Annotated in this window: 15 protein-coding genes; 11 read left to right on the plus strand and 4 right to left on the minus strand. The window is 58.9% G+C overall.

The features are described from left to right. The first annotated feature begins 4 nt into the window (after window positions 1-4). A complete protein-coding gene (locus tag J2S67_RS03305) occupies window positions 5-1462 on the plus strand; it encodes a glutamyl-tRNA reductase (RefSeq protein WP_310246272.1) in 1458 nt (485 codons plus the stop codon). 28 nt (window positions 1463-1490) lie between these two features. On the opposite strand, the gene J2S67_RS03310 is transcribed toward J2S67_RS03305, so the two are convergent. From J2S67_RS03310 to J2S67_RS03325, 4 genes are all read right to left on the minus strand, one after another. Further along, window positions 1491-2879 carry an alpha/beta fold hydrolase gene (locus tag J2S67_RS03310; RefSeq protein ID WP_310246273.1) on the minus strand — a complete coding sequence of 463 codons (1389 nt, stop codon included), beginning with the start codon at window positions 2877-2879 and terminating at the stop codon, window positions 1491-1493. Between the two features lie 77 nt (window positions 2880-2956). Continuing rightward, the gene (locus tag J2S67_RS03315) at window positions 2957-3577 is read right to left on the minus strand and encodes a hypothetical protein (RefSeq protein WP_310246275.1); all 621 of its coding nucleotides are present in this window, start codon (window positions 3575-3577) and stop codon (window positions 2957-2959) included. A 36-nt stretch (window positions 3578-3613) separates the two neighbouring features. After that, complete coding sequence (locus tag J2S67_RS03320; RefSeq protein ID WP_407682071.1) at window positions 3614-6178, minus strand: DEAD/DEAH box helicase; 2565 nt, start codon at window positions 6176-6178, stop codon at window positions 3614-3616. Then, window positions 6178-6852: an MBL fold metallo-hydrolase gene (locus J2S67_RS03325; RefSeq protein ID WP_310246280.1), complete on the minus strand. Its 675-nt coding sequence runs from the start codon at window positions 6850-6852 to the stop codon at window positions 6178-6180. Before J2S67_RS03325 ends, J2S67_RS03320 begins: the two co-directional genes overlap by 1 nt. 68 nt (window positions 6853-6920) lie before the next feature. Between J2S67_RS03325 and J2S67_RS03330 the strand changes: the two genes are divergently transcribed. From J2S67_RS03330 to tpiA, 10 genes are all read left to right on the plus strand, one after another. Next, window positions 6921-7298 carry a GntR family transcriptional regulator gene (locus J2S67_RS03330; RefSeq protein WP_198020637.1) on the plus strand — a complete coding sequence of 126 codons (378 nt, stop codon included), beginning with the start codon at window positions 6921-6923 and terminating at the stop codon, window positions 7296-7298. A gap of 142 nt (window positions 7299-7440) precedes the next feature. Then, complete coding sequence (uvrA, locus tag J2S67_RS03335) at window positions 7441-10323, plus strand: excinuclease ABC subunit UvrA (protein ID WP_310246284.1); 2883 nt, start codon at window positions 7441-7443, stop codon at window positions 10321-10323. A 189-nt stretch (window positions 10324-10512) separates the two neighbouring features. Further along, entirely contained in the window at window positions 10513-11181 is a 669-nt protein-coding gene (locus J2S67_RS03340; protein WP_052048370.1) for a lysophospholipid acyltransferase family protein, read from the plus strand. A gap of 120 nt (window positions 11182-11301) precedes the next feature. Continuing rightward, entirely contained in the window at window positions 11302-13227 is a 1926-nt protein-coding gene (gene uvrC, locus J2S67_RS03345; protein WP_035755626.1) for an excinuclease ABC subunit UvrC, read from the plus strand. Between the two features lie 26 nt (window positions 13228-13253). Then, the gene (gene rapZ / locus J2S67_RS03350; RefSeq protein WP_035755628.1) at window positions 13254-14147 is read left to right on the plus strand and encodes an RNase adapter RapZ; all 894 of its coding nucleotides are present in this window, start codon (window positions 13254-13256) and stop codon (window positions 14145-14147) included. 2 nt (window positions 14148-14149) lie between these two features. Further along, the gene (locus J2S67_RS03355) at window positions 14150-15190 is read left to right on the plus strand and encodes a gluconeogenesis factor YvcK family protein (protein ID WP_035755630.1); all 1041 of its coding nucleotides are present in this window, start codon (window positions 14150-14152) and stop codon (window positions 15188-15190) included. A gap of 65 nt (window positions 15191-15255) precedes the next feature. Beyond that, window positions 15256-16236 carry a DNA-binding protein WhiA gene (whiA, locus tag J2S67_RS03360; RefSeq protein ID WP_035755699.1) on the plus strand — a complete coding sequence of 327 codons (981 nt, stop codon included), beginning with the start codon at window positions 15256-15258 and terminating at the stop codon, window positions 16234-16236. A 251-nt stretch (window positions 16237-16487) separates the two neighbouring features. Continuing rightward, window positions 16488-17117 carry a superoxide dismutase gene (locus J2S67_RS03365; protein ID WP_310246292.1) on the plus strand — a complete coding sequence of 210 codons (630 nt, stop codon included), beginning with the start codon at window positions 16488-16490 and terminating at the stop codon, window positions 17115-17117. Window positions 17118-17221: 104 nt separating this feature from the next. Then, window positions 17222-18460 (plus strand): phosphoglycerate kinase, encoded by a 1239-nt coding sequence (locus J2S67_RS03370; RefSeq protein WP_070490638.1) that lies wholly within the window; start codon window positions 17222-17224, stop codon window positions 18458-18460. Beyond that, window positions 18461-19270, plus strand: coding sequence for a triose-phosphate isomerase (gene tpiA, locus J2S67_RS03375; protein WP_310246297.1), 810 nt, complete (start codon window positions 18461-18463; stop codon window positions 19268-19270). The last annotated feature ends 69 nt before the right edge of the window (window positions 19271-19339 follow it).

A 19339-nucleotide genomic window follows, 5' to 3' on the forward strand; every position in this document is an offset into this window, starting at 1 on the left:
AGGCATGCTTATCGCCCTTCGCGCAACTCACGATCGCCTGGGGCTGGACGCCCTCGAACGCATCACGCGAGGAGCCGACCAGCTTGACACGATCATCGAACGCCTCAACGAGGCCCATCCTGAACAGCCGCTGTCCGGGTGGGTCACGATGGCCACATGCAACCGCCTAGAGATCTATCTTGACGCGGATCTCTTCCATGAGGCGGTCGATATCATCGCCCTGGCCGTCGCTGAGGCCTCAGGCTTGAGCCAGAGCGAAGTTGAGGACCTTTTGGTCGCTGACGCCGGCTCATTGTCGGCCCACCACATGTTCACGGTGGCGGCGGGGCTGAACTCCCAAGTAGTCGGCGAAGGCGAAATCAACGGGCAAGTGCGCGCGAGCTTTTCCGAGGCGCTGGCTGAAGGGCGCACAACCTCGATGCTCAACGACCTCTTCCAGGGTGCGCTACGTACCGCCAAAAACATTAGCCACCGCACGACGATCGGCGCGGCTGGCCGCTCATCCGTCACTGTTGCGATCGATCAGGCAGAACCTACGACCGGCCAGTTGACCGGCGCTCGGGTGATCGTGGTGGGAACAGGCGCGATGGCGCGCATCGCGGCCTCTGATCTGAACCGCCGCGGCGTAGCTCGTTTGGATGTGTTGTCTGGTTCTGGCCGTGCCAAGAACTTTGCGATAACCCACAACGCGCATCCGCTGTCCACCGATGAAATGCCTGCAGCACTCGCGGCATCTTCACTCGTGGTTGCTTGCTCTGGCCGCGGCACTGCACAGATCTTGACTCAGGATGTTCGCGACGCGATGCAGCTGCGCGAGCTATACAACGCCGAACACGCTTCAGCCAAGCTCGGCGAACTCGTGATCCTCGACATGTCTTTGACCTCTGACTTGGAAGAGGAAGTGCGCACGATCCCGGGCGTGCGGGTTCTAGGCCTCAAGGATATTTCGGCAGACGCCTCTAACCAGGAAGAGATCGAGCGCGCACAAGAGATGATCAACGCTGGGGTGGGCCGTTTCGAGTTGCGTCAGCAGATCCGTCGCCTCGACCCTGCGGTATCCGCCCTGCGGCGCTCGGTCCGCGCCGAGATCGAACGCGAGATCGAGGGGGTACGCAACAACCATGACGAGGAAACCGTCAAAGTTGTTGAACGTGCCCTGGGCCGCGTATATAAGCGGCTACTGCATTCGCCTATGATGCGCGCCCAAGAACTCGCGCGGGAAGGCGAGGGTCAAAAGTTCATGTCCGCTGTCCACACGCTCTTCGGTGTGGACCTCGAACAGGGCGGACGGGTACCTAACGACCCTGCCTCGATCCAGGCCCGCGAAACACTGCGCGATGTTGCCGATCACGACCAAGATGCACCAGCGCACGCGATGCCGTTATCCGAGATCCGTGACGCGTTCGTGGACTATGAAGAGACCGCGACCGTGATCGAAGAAGAACTCAAAGAGAAACGCTAAAACCCTGCGGTGTTGAACTGTTGAAACGCTAGCGGCCGATGCGTTCTCTGAGCTCCCCGAGCACTGTTGCCGGGTCGTCGGAGAGGCCATCGTGGTGGTGATCCGCTGATTCCCACACGTTGATGCCGCGGATTCTGGAAGCCGTTTCAAGCGAGAGCTCACGGTCCACATAAATGTCCGGGGTATAGACCGCGGCGGCGACGGGAACCGTGTTGTTCGCCAGTTGCTCGTAATTGTAGAGCGGGCTCCATCCGCTGTATTCATGCAGCGCATGAGCGAGTTGCTCAAGCGGCTGCAGAGCCGGGTCTTGCTCGAAATCTTCAGGCAACGCTGCCTCACCGATCAGCTGCGGAACATCGGCACTAGGCAACGTTTGAGGGTGTGTCTGCTGTTGCGAACGCGAAGCCGCCCACCGTGTCGCAGGGCCGGACGTGTAGATCGCTTCTTGGAAGAGCCAATAGATCGGGTTGCGTGCGTGATCCACCTGGGAACCCAGAAGCGAGAGCATCACAGGGGAGATGCCACCATGCGAGAGGGCGTCTTCTAGCCCGAAACGCAACTGTTGAACACGCGAATTACCGCCCAATAGCATCCCGAGCCGCTGGATAGTCAGTTCGGTCACGACATGGCCGTTAGCTAAGCGGTACGGATGCCCGGCATCGCGAGCGCGGCGCGCTTCAGCGTACAGATCTCTCAACTGCGCTGCGGCATGCGGCCAAGCCTCGAAGACCTCGGCCTGACGTTCAGCAGTACGAGCGTATGTTGCGTCATAGACCCGCTTCGGATCACCTTCGATGAGCCCAAGCCCGCCGGTGATCATCGAACCAGCCAACGCGTCCGGGGCGAAGCTCAGGTAGCTCATCGTGATGAAGCCACCGTAGGACTGGCCCAGCGTGAACCAAGAATCAACACCCATAGCCAGGCGGATCGCCTCAGCATCAGCAACGATGTCAGTGGCCCGGAAGTGAGACAAGAACTCGATCTGTCGGGTGATCTGTTGCGGCTCAGGCTCGCCCGAACCGATAGCATTCAGCGTCGCAGCGCTGATCGGAGAGGAACCGCCGGTACCGCGCTGATCCAGCAACAACACGCGGAAGTGCGGTAGCAGCTCACCAAGCCAGCCGGAGGACGGATTAACGGGACGCAGAGCTTCGAAGCCTGGGCCGCCCTGTAAATAAACAAGCCACGGCCGCTGTTCCGCATCCGCATCGATTGAACGAACCTCACGCGCCCGCACCGTCACGCTCTGAGCATCGAGTGACGCTCCAGAGCTGTGCGTCGACGAGTTAGCAGCTAAGTGCTCGGTTCCGTGGACGAGCGGTACTTCGTATAGAACCGAAGACACGACAGCGCCCCGCCAAGCAGCCGCATCATCACGGCGAAGAAGCTTAGCGGGGCGAGGCGTCAAAGGAGTCAAAACAGTGCTGACCTTCGGTTGGCTCGAACGGTGAAGAGATGCTCACGGTGAAGAGATACTCACCGCGCTGATAGAAATTAGTCGGCTTTACGCAATACGAGCTTGTCCTGACCATTGGTCAGTTCAACACCGTTGGTCGCCTCGGAAATACGCAGCTTACCGGAGGTCAAGAAATCCCCCAGGGCCTCAGCGGCGGTGAGAGCTTCGCCCTGGCAGTTGGTGACATTGCTGTAAGACTGCGTCACCGTTGCATCAGAACCCTGAACATCGACGTCATAGGTTTCGTTAGCGCACTGGTCGATCACTGCCAACGTGCCCTTACCGGAGCCCGAAGGGGTCAACATGAAGCCACCCAGCTTCGCTTCAGACACAGCGCCCTTGACAGTGAAAGACTTCACGGTCAAGTGAGTGTTCTCAGAGAAACCAAGAGCGGACACGCCAGAGTCCTTGCCGGACTCCGTCGAGGAAGCCTCGCCCGAGGCTGCTTCCGACGTTGGTTCAGCGTGAGTGTTTTCACCCTGATTGGTGTTTTCACCCTCAACAGAGCCGTCCTTCTGATGGAACTGAGAGGACTCTGGGGTTGGGGAATCAAGAGTCGTTGGGTGCTTAGGGGCACAACCGGCCAGGGAAGCAACTACCAACGATGCAGGCGCCAAGAGCGCAACTGCGCGAACAGTGCGAGTGGAAAGTCGTGACATGGGAACCATTCTATCGCTAATTTATGTTTGACATGTTCACCGGCGTTCGCCCGTGCCGTCGATGCGGCCGATCGCCGTGACAGTGAGCGCTAATTCGCCACGCTCATCCGTAGCATCCAAATCAACAACCGCATCGAAACCCCAGTCGTGATCACCCTCCGGGTCAGCGAACGTCTGGCTGACCTTCCAGATCGGCCGACCATCGGGGTCTGTCGCCTCAACAATCTGCAACAGTTCAGGGGAGCGGCCGCTCGGGCCATCGTCGATGTCCTCATGCTCAGCGAAGTAGTCATCCATCAGATCAGCCCACGCATCGGCATCGAAACCAGATTCGCCATCCAGCTCACCCAGAGCAATATCCTTCTCAGCCCCGAACAGTTTGACGCGAGAGAACATCGCGTTGCGCACCATGACCCGCAAAGCACGCTTCTGCTGTGACAAGCGCGGCGGCTCGGCCGGTTGCTGAATCGACTGATCCTGCGGCACCTCACCCGAAGCTAAGGCCTCCCACTCGCTCAACAGCGAAGAATCGACCTGCTCGATCATCTGACCTAGCCACTCGGTGATGTCCTCAAGCTCCTCAGTTACAGCTGAATCCGGCACCGAGCTACGCAGGGCCTTATACGCATCCGTGAGATAACGCAGCAGAATCCCCTCAGCCCGCGTCACCTGATAATTGCGTACATACTCGCCAAAGCTCTGACCCGTCTCATACATTTCACGGACCACTGACTTAGGGGAGAGCTCATAGCCAGCCAACCAGCCAGCGCCCTGCCGGTAACGTTCAAAAGCCACCTCAAGGTCTTCCCGCAAAGGCTGTGGGTGCGTGATCTCATCAAGCCGATTCATACGCTCGTGATATTCGAGGCCATCGGCACGCATCTGCGCCATCGCCTCACTCTTGGCCTTCTTGACCTGTGCCCCGATAATAGGGCGCGGATCCTCAAGGGTCGCCTCAAGAATGGAGACAACATCGACTGCGTAATCAGGTGAATCGCGCTCCAGCATCTCTAACGCGGCGATAGCGAAGCTAGAGAGCGGCTGATTCAGGCCAAAGTCTTCCGGCAAATCAACCGTGAGGTGAAGCCGGTTGCCGTACTCATCTGGCTCGCCGCGCTCCAAAACATTGGTCGCCAGTAGCTCCTTGATGATCCCTAAAGCCTTCTTGACGTGCTCCCGGTTACGGATGGGTGGTTCGTGATTCTGCGTCAAGATATCGCGAGCATGCCTGAACGCATCGCCCTCATAAGCGAGCAGGTTCAAGATCATCGCGTGGGAGACCTGAAAAGACGAGGTCATCGTCTCCGGCTGAGAGGCCACGAGCTTCTCAAAGGTCTTCTCACTCCAGGACACGAAGCCATCAGGGGGAGACTGCTTCTTAACCTGACGCAGCTTCTTCTGATCATCCCCGTGCCGAGACCGGGCTTTCTCCATAGCCTTCGCGTTAGCGATCTCATGCTCCGGGGCCTGCACCACCACATCACCGGCAGTGTCAAAACCTGCCCGGCCTGCACGCCCAGCCAACTGATGGAACTCCCGCGCGTTCACATGCCGGGTGCGTTGACCATCGAACTTAGACAACGCGGTCAAAACCACAGTACGGATCGGCACATTGATGCCCACACCGAGCGTGTCAGTACCGCAAATGACCTTGAGCAAACCAGCCTGGGCAAGCTGTTCAACGAGCCGACGATACTTAGGGAGCATCCCTGCGTGATGCACCCCGATACCGGCACGAATCATCTTCTTCAGAGTCTGCCCAAAACCCGAAGCGAAACGGAAGCCACCCAGAAAATCCGCGATACGGTCCTTCTCCTCGCGGCTAGCAACATTGAGCGAAAGCAAACCTTGAGCTTGCTCGATCGCCTCACGCTGAGAGAAATGCACAACATAGACCGGGGCGCGGTGAGTTTCGACCAGTTCCTTGAGCGTCTCGCCGATCGGCTCCATGCCGTAATGATGGTGCAAGGGAATAGGGCGTTCGGAGCCTGAAACCGTCACAGCAGGCCGGCCCGTGCGTTGTTTGAGGTCCTCTTCAAAGAACGTCGTATCGCCCAACGTTGCCGAAAGCAACAAGAACTGCGACTGCGGCAAACCCAACAGTGGAACCTGCCACGCCCAGCCGCGCTGCGGGTCAGCATAGAAGTGGAACTCATCGGCGATCACGACACCGCAATCAGCGTGTTCGCCTTCGCGTAACGCCATGTTCGCGAGGATCTCCGCGGTACAGCAAATAATCGGTGCCTTTGGGTTCACGCTCGCCTCACCCGTGAGCATGCCCACGTTCTCGGCACCGAAAACCTTGATCAAGTCAAAGAACTTCTCAGAAACCAACGCCTTGATCGGGGCTGTATAAAACGAACGCTCACCGCGGGCCAAAGCCGCAAAATGCGCCGCGATAGCAACCATCGATTTACCCGAACCCGTGGGGGTCGCAAGAATTACATGCTTACCCTCAACAAGCTCCATGACCGCTTCATCCTGAGCCGGGTACAGCGTCAACCCACGGTTTGAAACCCACTTCAGGAACGCATCGTAGATGGCCTCCGGAAGGTTCGTCTCCGAGGCATTCGGGACCAGATCAGACAGGTTCACGTTCATCACCAGCCGCGGGCACGCCACTCAGGCAAGCTCGCACGCTCATCACCCAGCGTGGTGCCATCGCCATGACCCGGTAAAACAACCGTTTCATCCGGATAACGGCCGAACAGTTTGGACTCAACGTCATCAATCAGCGTTGCGAAACGCTCCGGATCATTCCATGTATTACCCACGCCACCAGGGAAGAGGGAATCGCCCGTGAAGAGGTACTGAACCCCGTCGATCGTAGTGGCCAACGCAATCGAGCCAGGGGTGTGTCCACGCAACCAGATCACATCCAATGTGACCCCGCCAGCGTCCACCGTGTCACCATCATCCACAGTCTCCGTGAATGTGATGCCCCGCATCTCTTCCACCGCAGGAATATCCAGCGGATGCCCGATGAGCCGGGTACCTTCCCCGGTCAGCTCCGGCAAAGCGCCAGTGTGGTCATGGTGCTGATGCGTAATCACGATGCTCGGCGCGGCATCAGCACCGACGGCCGCGCGCAAAGTCTCAGGCTCAGCAGGGGCGTCGATGAGCAAGACATCCTGCGGATCAGTCAGCGACTGCAGAATATAGGCGCGGTTATCCATATCGGACACCGCGACCATGCTGAGCCGAGTCTTGTCATCCGAGGCAATAACCTGTGCTTTTGATCCTTGCGAAGAGTTACGTGGAGATGCTGGGGCCATGCCCAGTAGTATACCCTGATACATATCTCGTATTGTGTTGTGTCAAAGGCACTAAAACCGCCGGAAAGATGACTATGACGATCCTCGCCGACTTCACGGTCAGCAGTGAAGACATCCCGCCGTACCGCCAAGTGCGCCGCGCAATTGCCCAAGACATCCGAGAAGGCACGATCGCCGTCGGAACGAAACTACCGACAGTCCGCTCACTCGCCGCCCAACTCAACCTCGCGACCAACACTGTTGCCCGAGCCTATAAGGAGCTCGAAGAACTCGGCCTCGTGGAAGGCCGAGGGCGCGCTGGCACGATCGTGACACCCGGAGCCGGGCGAACATCAGCGAAAATCGCATCCAATGCAACATGGTTCGCTCGCTCAGCCGAAGGCGCAGGCCTGAGCCTTCAAGCGGCCCTCGACCTCGTACGCGCCGCCTGGCCATCCAATAAATAGCCAGTCACGGAGTATTGACCTAACCAGTATTGACCTAACCGGGCCTCCGCATTGAACTAACCGGGGCTCAGCCGCGCGAAGTGCGCGGCGCGCGACCGCGACGCAACCAGTTGCGCAACTGACACTTACTACCATTGGAGCTGTGACTTCTTCTGTGACCACACCTTCCAGCACCCGCCCTGACAGAACCCGCATTGTTGTTCAGGGAGCCCGCGAACACAACCTCAAAAACGTCGATGTGACGCTGCCGCGCGACGCTATGATCGTCTTCACGGGCTTGTCTGGCTCCGGTAAGTCTTCCCTGGCCTTTGACACGATCTTCGCGGAAGGCCAACGCCGCTACGTCGAGTCTCTTTCGGCTTATGCCCGCATGTTCCTCGGCCAGGTTGATAAGCCTGACGTCGATTTCATTGAAGGCCTTTCACCGGCGGTTTCGATCGACCAGAAATCAACCTCAAAGAATCCACGCTCCACGGTTGGCACCGTGACAGAAATTCACGACTACCTGCGGTTGCTTTTCGCGCGCGTCGGAATTGCGCACTGCCCAGAGTGCGGCGAGAAAATCACGGCACAGACCCCGCAGCAGATCGTGGATCAACTCATGCGGGAAGAAGACAAGACCCGCATCGCCGTCATGGCACCCATGGTTCGGGAACGCAAAGGCGAATTCCAAGACCTCTTCGCGCAACTATCCCAAGACGGTTACGCCCGCGCCCGCGTGGACGGCGAAACCATCCAACTCTCTGATCCGCCTAAGCTCGCCAAGCAGTACAAACACACGATCGAAGTCATCGTGGACCGCATCGCGATCAAAGAATCCGCGATGCAACGCCTCACCGACTCGGTTGAGACCGCGCTCAAGCTCGCCGACGGCCGCGTGATGATCGACTTCGTGGACCGCGACGCGGATGCAGCCGACCGCACCCGTACGTTCTCCGAACGCCTCGCATGCCCCAACGACCATCCGGTGCAGCTTGAAGAGATCGAACCACGCACCTTCTCCTTCAACAACCCATTCGGTGCATGCCAACGCTGCGACGGCATCGGGCATCAGCTCGAAGTGGACCCTGACCTCGTGGTTCCAGACCCATCCGCAACCCTGGCTGAAGGCGCGATCGCGCCGTGGGCCATCGGCAGCTCGGTTGCCAAGTACTGGGTGCGCGTCATGGCTGGGCTGGGTGAAGAACTCGGCTTCGACGTCGATACGCCTTTTGAGAAGCTACCGAAGAAGGCTCAGAAAGCGCTACTGCACGGCAAGGACTATAAGGTCACCGTGGCCTACCGCAACCGTTTTGGCCGCGAACGCCGCTACACGCAGGGTTTCGAAGGTGTGCTCGGATACATCAAACGTAAGCACGGCGAAACCGAATCCGATACCGCTCGTGAACGCTACGAAGAGTACATGCGCAACGTCCCGTGCCCGGAGTGCAACGGTGCTCGCCTAAACCCTGCGGTGCTCGCCGTGCTGGTCGGTGGGAAATCGATCGCAGAAGTTTCAGAAATGGCGCTCGATGAGGCTTATGAGTTCGCCGCGAGCCTCGAACTCAACGAGCGTGAAGCCAAAATCGCAACCGAGGTTCTCAAAGAGATCCGCGCTCGACTGAAGTTCATGCTCGATGTCGGCTTGAACTACCTCAACCTCTCCCGCGCCTCCGCCACGCTTTCAGGCGGTGAGGCCCAACGCATCCGTCTGGCGACCCAGATCGGTTCAGGACTGGTCGGTGTGCTCTACGTGCTCGACGAACCATCCATTGGTTTGCACCAGCGCGATAACCGCCGCCTCATCGAGACCCTGACGCGCCTACGCGATCTCGGCAACACGCTGATTGTGGTTGAGCACGACGAAGAGACCATCGAAGAAGCCGACTGGATTGTCGATGTGGGGCCAGGCGCTGGCGAGCACGGCGGGCAGATCGTGCACTCGGGATCGCTCGCCGAGCTGAAGGAAAACACCGAATCGGTTACGGGCGCTTATCTTGCTGGCCGTCGAAGCATCGCGGTTCCGGAGAAGCGCCGCAAACGCGATAGGAAGCGCCAACTCAAGATTGTTGGGGCACGTGAGAACAACCTCAAGAACGTGACCGTGAACGTCCCGCTTGGCATGCTGACCGCTGTCACGGGTGTTTCTGGCTCGGGTAAGTCCACGCTCATCAACGACATTCTGTATCGGGTCTTGGCGACCAAGCTCAACAAAGCGAAGTTCGTTCCGGGCCGCCATACCCGCGTCGAGGGCCTTGAACACCTCGATAAGGTGATCCACGTAGACCAGAGCCCGATCGGGCGGACGCCGCGCTCCAATCCGGCCACCTACACGGGTGTCTTCGATCATGTTCGTAAGCTCTTCGCCGAAACCCCGGAAGCGAAGATGCGCGGCTATTTGCCGGGGCGTTTCTCCTTCAACGTCAAGGGTGGGCGCTGCGAAGCGTGCAAGGGCGATGGAACCATCAAGATCGAGATGAACTTCCTGCCGGACGTCTATGTTCCGTGTGAAGTCTGCCACGGTGCCCGTTATAACCGCGAGACGCTGCAGGTCAAGTACAAAGGCAAATCCATTTCCGATGTGCTTGATATGCCGATCGAGGAGGCCGCTGACTTCTTCTCCGCCTTCAGGCCCATCGCTCGCCACCTCGACACGCTGGTCGATGTGGGGCTCGGTTATGTGCGGCTCGGCCAGCCCGCCACCACGCTTTCGGGTGGTGAGGCTCAACGCGTCAAGCTCGCCTCCGAGCTGCAGAAGCGCTCGAACGGGCGCAGTATCTATGTTTTAGATGAGCCGACCACAGGCCTGCACTTCGAGGACATCAACAAGCTTCTGCGCGTGGTGCAGGGGCTGGTGGATAAGGGCAACTCGGTGGTTGTGATTGAACACAACTTGGATGTGATCAAGTCTGCGGACTGGATTATCGACTTAGGCCCCGAAGGTGGTTCTGGTGGCGGGACAATCGTCGCGGAAGGAACGCCGGAGGACGTGGCAAAGGTTTCCGAGTCCCACACGGGCTTCTTCCTCAACGAGATCCTGAACTAACCCGCCCGGGTGCCTGCGCCTGCTAGGTGCGGCCAAGCATGCCGGAATCGGCATGAACCTGCGCCTTGTAATGCTCCGCTGTGATAAACAAAAGGCGGGCCATCCGTGGCACAATTGCAAACGGAAAACTTCTAGAGCAATAAGAAAAGCATGCCTTTCAAGGCATGCAGATAAGGTGACGAATCCAGGATGGCAAGCATCGATTTCTTCAAGCCCGTGGTAGCGCGGGCTATCAAGCTTGTCTTCAGGCCGACCATCACAGGCCTTGAGAACATTCCCAAAGAAGGACCGTTCATCGTCGCTTCGAACCACTTGTCGTTCTTCGACTCGGTCATCATCCAGGCGTTGATGCCGCGCAAGGTCGCGTTCTTCGCTAAAGCCGAATACTTCACGACTCCGGGCATTAAAGGTCGGATCATGAAAGCGTTCTTCACCTCGGTTGGCTCGATCCCGGTCCAACGCGGGCAACAGGCTGCCTCAGTGGCCGCGCTGGATAAGCTCGTTGAGATCCTCGACAAAGGCTCCGGAGTAGGTATCTATCCGGAGGGGACCCGCTCCCGTGACGGCCGCCTGTACCGGGGGCGCACTGGCGTAGGCTGGTTGACCCTGGCCACCGGAGCGCCAGTGGTTCCTGTAGGGCTCATTGGTACAGATAAGCTCCAGCCTGCCGGATCCAACCGGATCCGGCGCCATAAATTCGAACTCCACGTGGGTGCGCCGCTTGCTTTCGAACATCCTGGCGCTAAGCACCCGTTGCCGCTACGCCGTAAAGTAACTGATCAGGTGGTCGATGCGATCGCACAGATCACGGGGCAAGAACGCGTGGGGGAGTACAACAAAGCCCCAACAGCCCAATAGGGCCACGGCATCCCAGTAAAGCCCCCAGCATCCCAGTAAAGCTCCGACGTTCCAGTAGCGAACCACCAATAGCGAACCCTAAGTAGTGACCGCAGTAGTGACCTAGGCGAGGTGAATCAGGTGGCCGATCCGGCATCGTACCGCCCCGAATCATCTCAGATCCCTACGAGTCCGGGCGTCTATCGTTTCCGAGACCCTGCTGGCCGCATCATCTATGTCGGCAAGGCCAAGAACCTGAGGAACCGGCTCAACTCCTACTTTGTTGCCCCGGAACAGCTCTCGCCTAAGACGTACACGATGGTGCACACGGCATCGTCTGTTGAATGGACGGTGGTGGGTTCCGAACAGGAATCGCTACAGCTTGAATACACGTGGATCAAACAGTTCAATCCACGTTTCAACATCATGTTCCGGGACGATAAGTCCTATCCTTACCTGGCCGTCACGGTTTCTGAGAAGTTCCCGCGCGCCCAGGTGATGCGTGGTGACAGGCGTAAGGGGACCAAGTATTTCGGGCCGTTTTCCCCGGCGCGTGCGGTGCGTGAAACCCTCGATCTGTTGCTTCGTGTTTTCCCGGTGCGTACCTGTTCAGCGGGCGTTTTTCGCCGGGCAGAGCGTTCGGGACGCCCGTGCCTGCTCGGATATATCGACAAATGTTCCGCCCCGTGTGTGGAGCGGGTCAGCGTTGAGGAGCATCGTGAGCTTGTCAACGGCTTGATTCGGTTCATGAGCGGCGACGGCAAGCCCGCAATCCGCGAGCTCGAAGCGAAGATGAGGCAAGCCGTCGCTGAGCTCGACTACGAATCCGCCGCACGGCATCGCGATGACATCCAGGCGCTTCAGAAGGTCTTTGAACGCAACGCTGTTGTGCTGGATGAATCGACGCACGCGGATATTTTCGGTATCGAACAAGACGACCTGGAAGCGGCGGTCCAGGTGTTTCACGTCCGCCACGGGCGCATCACAGGCCAGCGAGGCTGGGTCATGGAGAAGGTTGAAGACCTCGAACCGCCGCGGCTTGTTGAGCAACTGTTGGAACAGGTTTATGGCGCTTATGATGATGCCGACCGGATCCCACGTGAAGTATTGGTCCCTGAACTGCCTACGCGTTTCGAGGTGCTGACCGGCTGGCTCTCTGAGTTGCGCGGCGCGAAAGTCTCTTTGCGCGTTGCCCAGCGCGGAACCAAGCGTGAACTCGCTGAGACTGTGCATGAGAACGCCGTCCAGGCGCTCAAACTTCACAAGATCAAACGTGCCGGGGACATCACGGTGCGTTCAGCTGGCCTGCAACAACTCCAAGAAGCTCTCGGGCTTGCTGAGCCACCGCTACGCATTGAGGGCTATGACAACTCTCATTCGTCCGGAACCAATGTTGTGGGTTCGATGGTCGTGTTCGAAGACGGGCTGCCGAAGAAGTCTGATTACCGCAGGTTCATGGTCAAAGGTGACGCTGCCCGTGATGACACGGCCTCGATGTATGACGTCATCTCGCGCCGTTTTCAGCGCTACCTCGAAGACCTTGCGGAGGCCGAGACTCACACTTCTGGTGAGATCACTGCCGAAGAAGCCGTGAAGGGTCAGGCCCCTAAGTTTGCCTACCCGCCTTCGCTGGTTGTGGTCGATGGCGGCCCACCTCAGGTGGCGGCTGCCCAGCAGGCTCTACTGGATTTGGGGATCACGGACATCGCGGTGGTCGGGTTGGCTAAGCGTCTTGAGGAGGTGTGGGTCCCCGGGGACGACTACCCGGTGATTCTGCCTCGGCAATCCGAAGGGTTGTTCTTATTACAACGCGTGCGTGATGAATCACACCGTTTCGCGATCACGTTCCACCGAGAACGCCGAGGCAAGTCGATGCTTGAGTCCATCTTGGATACCGTGGATGGGCTCGGCCCCGCCAAGCAAAAGGCTCTACGGGATGCGTTTCCGTCGCTGAAGAAGATGCGGGCCGCGAGCGTTGAGGAGCTTCAAAGCGCTAAGGGCGTTGGTCCTGCGTTGGCTCAGAAGATCTACGATGCGCTTCATGCTGATGAGACCGAGGCACGCTAGGGACGGCGGTTGGGTAGCCTTGGGTTATGCAGATTGAGCAGCCGGCTGAGGTACCGCAGAAGAACACGATCGTTGTCATGACCAGCATGTCTGGGGCAGGCCGCACTACGGCAGGCCATGCTTTAGAGGACATGGGCTGGTACGTGGTGGATAATCTTCCGCCACAGATGTTACAGACCCTCGTAGATGTCTTGTCGCGATCGCGTAGCCAAGAGTTCAAGATCGCGGTTGGCGTAAACGTCCGGTCCCAGCAGGTTCTGGATGATCTGAGTAGCACGCTCGCGCAGATGGACACTGACGGCGTGGAGTATCAGCTCCTGTTTATCGACTGTGACGATGCAACACTCGTGCGCCGCTTTGAACAGGGCCGCCGCCCGCACCCGTTGCAAGGTAGCGGGCGCATCGTTGACGGGATCGCGGCCGAGCGCGCCCTAACGGCGGGCCTGCGTGAGCGGGCCGATTTCACGCTTGACACCACAACGATGAACGTGCATGATCTCAGCCGCTCCATCCACGACCTGTTCAATGAGCAAGGCCCCGTGGTTCTGACGCTCAACGTGATCAGCTTCGGCTTCAAATACGGTGTCCCGATGGACGCTAACTTCATGGCTGATGTCCGTTTTGTTCCTAATCCGCACTGGGTTCCTGAACTGCGTCCACTCACCGGTCAGGATCATGACGTTTCGCAGTATGTGTTGCAAGCGGAGGGCACAACAACGTTCATCGAGCACTACGTGGGTGCGCTCGAATCGGTGTTCGATGGCTACCGCCGTGAACGGAAGCATTATGCGACGATCGCGATCGGGTGCACGGGTGGTAAACACCGTTCGGTGGCGATCGCAACCGAGGTCGCTCGCCGTCTTGATCAGAACCCTGATCTGAAGGTTGTTCTTTCACACCGGGACTTGGGGAGGGAATAGGCATGGATATACCGACACATGCGATCCCGCTGGTCGCTCCGCGTTTGCGTCCTAGCCAGCGTCGCTCGCGGTGGAAGATCACCGCACTCGGCGGCGGGCATGGACTGCATGCCTCGCTGAAGGCTTTGCGTTTGCTTGATGCTGACCTGACGGCCATCGTGACGGTTGCCGATGACGGCGGTTCTTCAGGCCGGATCCGTGACGAGTTCGGTGTGCTGCCGCCAGGGGACCTGCGGATGGCGCTTTCGGCGCTGTGCGATGACAGCGAATGGGGCCGCACCTGGGCCCGGGTCATGCAGCACAGGTTTACAACGCTTCCAGATTCTCCTCGCAGTATGGAAGGTCACGTTCTGGGTAACTTCCTCATCGTGACCTTGTGGGAGATGCTAGGGGATGCGGTCGAAGGCCTGAACTGGGCTGGCCAGTTGCTTGGTGCCCGCGGCAGGGTCCTGCCGATGTCGACCGATCCGTTGCGTATCAAAGGCACCGTTGTGAGGGAACAAGACGGTCAGCCGATAGCTGAGGTGTATGAGGGCCAGGTTGCGTTGGCGAAAGCGGCGCACCGTGGTTCCGTGACCGATATCTGCTTGCTTCCTGAAGATGCGAGCGCGACCCCGCAGGCTGTGGAAGCCATCAGCGAAGCGGACTGGAATGTGCTGGGGCCAGGCTCGTGGTACACGTCGGTTATGCCGCACCTGTTGCTCAATGACAGCCGGCGGGCGCTCGCTGAATCGCAAGCGCGCACGCTTGTGACGATGAACTTGTCGTCTTCAACGTTTGAGGCCTCCGGGCTGAGGTCTGCTGATCACCTCAAGATTCTGCGCCGCTACGCTCCTGAGCTGCACATCGATGCGGTGCTCGCTGATCCATCGACCCTCGATGATGAAGCGTATTTCTGCCAGGTCGCAGAGAACATGGGCACTAAGGTGTTCTTCGACCGTGTCGAATCGAAGGCTAAAGAGTCTGTGCATGATCCATTGCGGCTCGCGGCCGCATATAAGGATGTTTTTTCGCACTTCGAGTCCGGGGGTGTCTCCGGTTAGACTTATGGTTTTTGTAAGACCTATTTTTGTATGGTCTGTGTAATCCGAAGGGGATGTCAGCTTTCATGGCATTGACGAATGCAGTCAGAGACGAGCTGGTTGCCGTGGACGTTACGGTGACGTCCCAGCGCCGTGCCGAGGTAGCTACCATGCTCCGTTTGGCTGGTGGTTTGCATCTGGTTGCCGGGCGGATCGCGGTTCAGGCAGAGGTAAGTGGCGAGGCGATTGCGCGCCGTATCCAGAAGACCCTAGGTGAGGTTTTCAACGTTCGATGCGCCATGCGGCTCGTCAGCGGTGGCGGGCTACGCAACTCTGAGCGTGTTGAGATGCAGGTTCTGGGCGATGGAGCATCGCTGGCTCGGCAGACAGGTTTGGTTGACGGCATGGGCCGCCCGGTGCGTGGCTTGCCTCCTTCGATCGTCAACGGTTCGGTCGCTGATGCGGCGGCCGTGTGGCGCGGAGCGTTCCTCGCGGCGGGCTCACTCACCGAACCTGGCCGCTCCTCCGCGTTAGAGATCGTGTGCCCCGGACCCGAAGTCGCGTTAGCGCTCGTGGGGGCCGCACGCCGCCTGGGCATCACCGCTAAAGCGCGCGAGGTCCGCGGGCAAGATCGCGTTGTCTTGCGTGACGGTGAAGCGATCGGTCTCATGCTTCAAAAAATGGGTGTCGTGGAAGCAGTCAAGGTCTGGGAGGAGCGCCGGGCACGTAAAGAAGTGCGTGCCAACGCGAACCGTCTAGCGAACTTTGATGACGCGAACCTACGCCGCTCCGCGCAAGCCGCGGTCGCTGCTGGTGCACGCGTTCAGCGCGCCCTGGAGATCCTCGGTGATGAGGTACCGGAACACCTCCGGGATGCCGGTACCTTGCGCATCGAGCACAAGGAAGCAAGCCTCGATGAGCTTGGCCGGCTAGCGGACCCGCCGCTGACGAAGGACGCGATCGCTGGCCGTATTCGCCGCCTGCTGATGATGGCCGATCGCGTTGCTGATGAACGCGGGATCCCGAACACCACAACCGCAGTTCCTGCGGATATCCTCGACGACTAACCCAGGTGGGGCCGTCCATCCCGGCGTGCGGAACAGGATGACACCGCAACGCGCAAGATAAAGCGCGGCCAGGGAATAAGAGCGGGGTTGTGTTGGTTACACCCGGATGAGGGCGTCCTCAGGGATGGCTCCCAACAGTTTGCGCTACCCCTACTCGCACTGCCCAGACGTCAGGGGAGTAGAGGCGTTGCAAGAGTACATCTGTATGACCGGCATGGAGATTCCTGCTGGTTGAACGCATGGAGGTTAACTTGACTCAGTACACGCTTCCGGACCTGGACTACGACTACGGTGCACTTGAGCCGCACATTTCCGGCAAGATCATGGAGCTGCACCACTCCAAGCACCACGCAACCTACGTCAAGGGCGCCAACACCGCCCTCGAACAGCTGGCAGAAGCACGCGATAAGGGTGATCTGTCCAACGTCAACAAGCTCACCAAGGACCTCGCGTTCAACCTCGGTGGTCACACCAACCACTCGATCTTCTGGAAGAACCTCTCCCCAGAGGGTGGCGGCGAGCCAACCGGTGAACTTGCTGAGGCCATCAACGAGCACTTCGGTTCTTTCGAGAACTTCAAGAAGCACTTCAACGCCGCAGCACTGGGCATCCAGGGCTCCGGTTGGGCTCTTTTGTCCTATGAAGGCATCGGCGGCAAGTTGCTGATCGAGCAGTTGCATGACCAGCAGGGTGATGTCCCAGTAGCAACCCAGCCACTACTGATGCTGGATATGTGGGAGCACGCTTTCTACCTCGACTACCTCAACGTCAAGGCTGACTACGTTGATGCGTTCTGGAACATCGTCAACTGGGACAACGTCTCCGAGCGCTACGCAGCAGCTAAGGAAGGCGCATCGAAGCTGGTTCTGCCAGGCGCCTAATCAACGCAACTAGAGCGTGAGTGTCTCGCCGCTCTCGTTCGCTTCGTCGCGGATGAGAGCGGCGAACATCGTTAACGCGGGCGTTATCCCGTAGGCTTAGATGTATGCCTGCCTTTACTCTTGAGGATTTGATGTCCAAAGGCGTCAAGGGCCGTACGGTTCTTGTACGCTCCGATTTGAACGTTCCACTCGACGATGACCGCAACGTCACCGATGCTGGCCGCGTTAAGGCCTCGATTCCGGTGATTTCGCGTCTGAGCAACGCTGGTGCCCGGGTGATTGTGATGGCACACCTGGGTCGGCCGAAAGGGGAGCCTGATCCGGCGCTTTCGATCCGCCCGGCAGCTGAAAAGCTCGCTGAGCTGAGCGGCTTGAACGTCACGGTCGCTGAAGACGTTGTAGGGGAGTCCGCGCAGTCCTTGGCTCAGGAGCTTGCCGATGGTGAGGTTCTGGTGATCGAGAACGTTCGCTTTGAAGCTGGCGAGACGTCCAAGGATGACGCCGAGCGTGAGGAACTCGCGAAGCGCTACGCCGCACTTGCCGGCGAGGACGGCGCGTATGTGGACGATGCGTTCGGTGCGGTGCACCGTAAGCATGCCTCGGTTTTCGATATCGCACGCCTTCTGCCGGCGTACCAGGGGGACCTGGTTCGTGATGAACTTGAGGTCTTGAAGCGTTTGACGGTTGAGCCTCAGCGCCCCTTCGTTGTAGTTCTGGGTGGGGCGAAGGTCTCTGACAAGCTCGCTGTGATCGAGCGTTTGCTCACCGTTGCTGACCAGATTCTGGTGGGCGGCGGAATGGTCTTCACGTTCTTGAAGGCTAAAGGCTATGAGATCGGTAGCTCGCTGGTTGAAGAGGATCAGCTTGAGACGGTCAAGGGTTACCTTGACCGTTCCGGAACCGAAGGGCACGCCGAGATCATCCTTCCAAGCGACATCGTGATGGCTGATTCCTTCGCTGCTGATGCCGCCCACGAAACCCGCTCGGTTGAAGACCTGACTGGCGGCAGCATCGGGCAGGCCGGCATGGGCTTGGATATTGGCCAGGTTTCCGCTGGAACCTTCGGAGAGAAGATTGTCACCGCAGCCACGGTGTTTTGGAACGGCCCGATGGGCGTGTTCGAGTTCCCGGCATTCGCTGCGGGTACGCGCGCTGTAGCGAGCGCGCTGGAGCGCTCTGAGGCGTTCACGGTCGTGGGTGGCGGCGACTCGGCTGCTGCGGTTCGTAGCCTGGGCCATCACGATGCTGATTTCGGGCACATCTCAACCGGTGGTGGCGCATCCCTTGAATACCTTGAAGGTAAGGAACTTCCAGGGCTGACTGTTCTGGAGGAGAGCAACTAGATGGCACACATCACCAACGGTGAATTCGCTCGCCGTCCACTGATTGCCGGCAACTGGAAGATGAACATGGATCATCGCCAGGGCATCACGTTGCTTCAAAAAACGGTGTGGACGTTGCAGGATGCGAACCATAACTTTGATCGAGTCGAGGTAGCGGTCTTCCCGCCCTTTACTGACCTGCGTAGCGTTCAGACGCTGGTTGCGGGGGACGATCTCCCGGTGGTCTATGGCGCTCAAGACATCTCCGAGCATGACGAGGGGGCGTACACGGGCGAGATTTCCGGGCAGTTCCTGGACTCCCTGGGGTGCACCTATACGATCGTGGGCCACTCGGAACGCCGAACACTGCATCAGGAAACCGATGAGGTAGTTTCCGCTAAGACAGCCGCTGCGCTGCGCCACGAGATCACGCCTGTGGTGTGCGTAGGTGAACCGCTTGAGGTACGCCAAGCGCAGCAGCACGTTGAGCACACGCTTGAACAGGTCAAAGCCGTGATCAGCTCGCTGGATGCGCACACGGTCTCGAAGCTCGTGCTCGCTTATGAGCCGGTGTGGGCGATCGGGACCGGCGAGGTCGCTGGACCGGAAGACGCCCAGGAGATGGCTCACGCTATCCGGGAGTGTGTCAACCAGATCCACGGCGAGGATGCCGCTAACGGCGTACGTATCCTGTACGGTGGGTCAGTGAAAGCAACTAATGTCGCGGAGATCATGCAAGAAGCCGATGTTGACGGTGTTCTTGTGGGAGGCGCAAGCCTCGATGCCGTGGAATTTGCTAATATTGCTAGGTTCGAACAGCACTACGCATAGACGCGGAGTGCGAAGCGAACACTTTGAATCAGTTTTGACGTATTTAGAAGCTCGAGGAGATCATGTCGG

The organism is Pseudoglutamicibacter albus (assembly GCF_031458175.1).
GTDB classification, from domain to species: Bacteria; Actinomycetota; Actinomycetes; order Actinomycetales; family Micrococcaceae; genus Pseudoglutamicibacter; species Pseudoglutamicibacter albus.

What these genes read in the sequence shown, in the direction of transcription:
- J2S67_RS03305 (WP_310246272.1), top strand. Translation starts at nt 5, where the DNA reads ATGCTTATCGCCCTTCGCGCAACTCACGATCGCCTGGGGCTGGACGCC.
- J2S67_RS03315 (WP_310246275.1), bottom strand. Translation starts at nt 3,577, where the DNA reads ATGTCACGACTTTCCACTCGCACTGTTCGCGCAGTTGCGCTCTTGGCG.
- J2S67_RS03320 (WP_407682071.1), bottom strand. Translation starts at nt 6,178, where the DNA reads ATGAACGTGAACCTGTCTGATCTGGTCCCGAATGCCTCGGAGACGAAC.
- J2S67_RS03325 (WP_310246280.1), bottom strand. Translation starts at nt 6,852, where the DNA reads ATGGCCCCAGCATCTCCACGTAACTCTTCGCAAGGATCAAAAGCACAG.
- J2S67_RS03330 (WP_198020637.1), top strand. Translation starts at nt 6,921, where the DNA reads ATGACTATGACGATCCTCGCCGACTTCACGGTCAGCAGTGAAGACATC.
- J2S67_RS03340 (WP_052048370.1), top strand. Translation starts at nt 10,513, where the DNA reads ATGGCAAGCATCGATTTCTTCAAGCCCGTGGTAGCGCGGGCTATCAAG.
- rapZ (WP_035755628.1), top strand. Translation starts at nt 13,254, where the DNA reads ATGCAGATTGAGCAGCCGGCTGAGGTACCGCAGAAGAACACGATCGTT.
- J2S67_RS03355 (WP_035755630.1), top strand. Translation starts at nt 14,150, where the DNA reads ATGGATATACCGACACATGCGATCCCGCTGGTCGCTCCGCGTTTGCGT.
- whiA (WP_035755699.1), top strand. Translation starts at nt 15,256, where the DNA reads ATGGCATTGACGAATGCAGTCAGAGACGAGCTGGTTGCCGTGGACGTT.
- J2S67_RS03370 (WP_070490638.1), top strand. Translation starts at nt 17,222, where the DNA reads ATGCCTGCCTTTACTCTTGAGGATTTGATGTCCAAAGGCGTCAAGGGC.
- tpiA (WP_310246297.1), top strand. Translation starts at nt 18,461, where the DNA reads ATGGCACACATCACCAACGGTGAATTCGCTCGCCGTCCACTGATTGCC.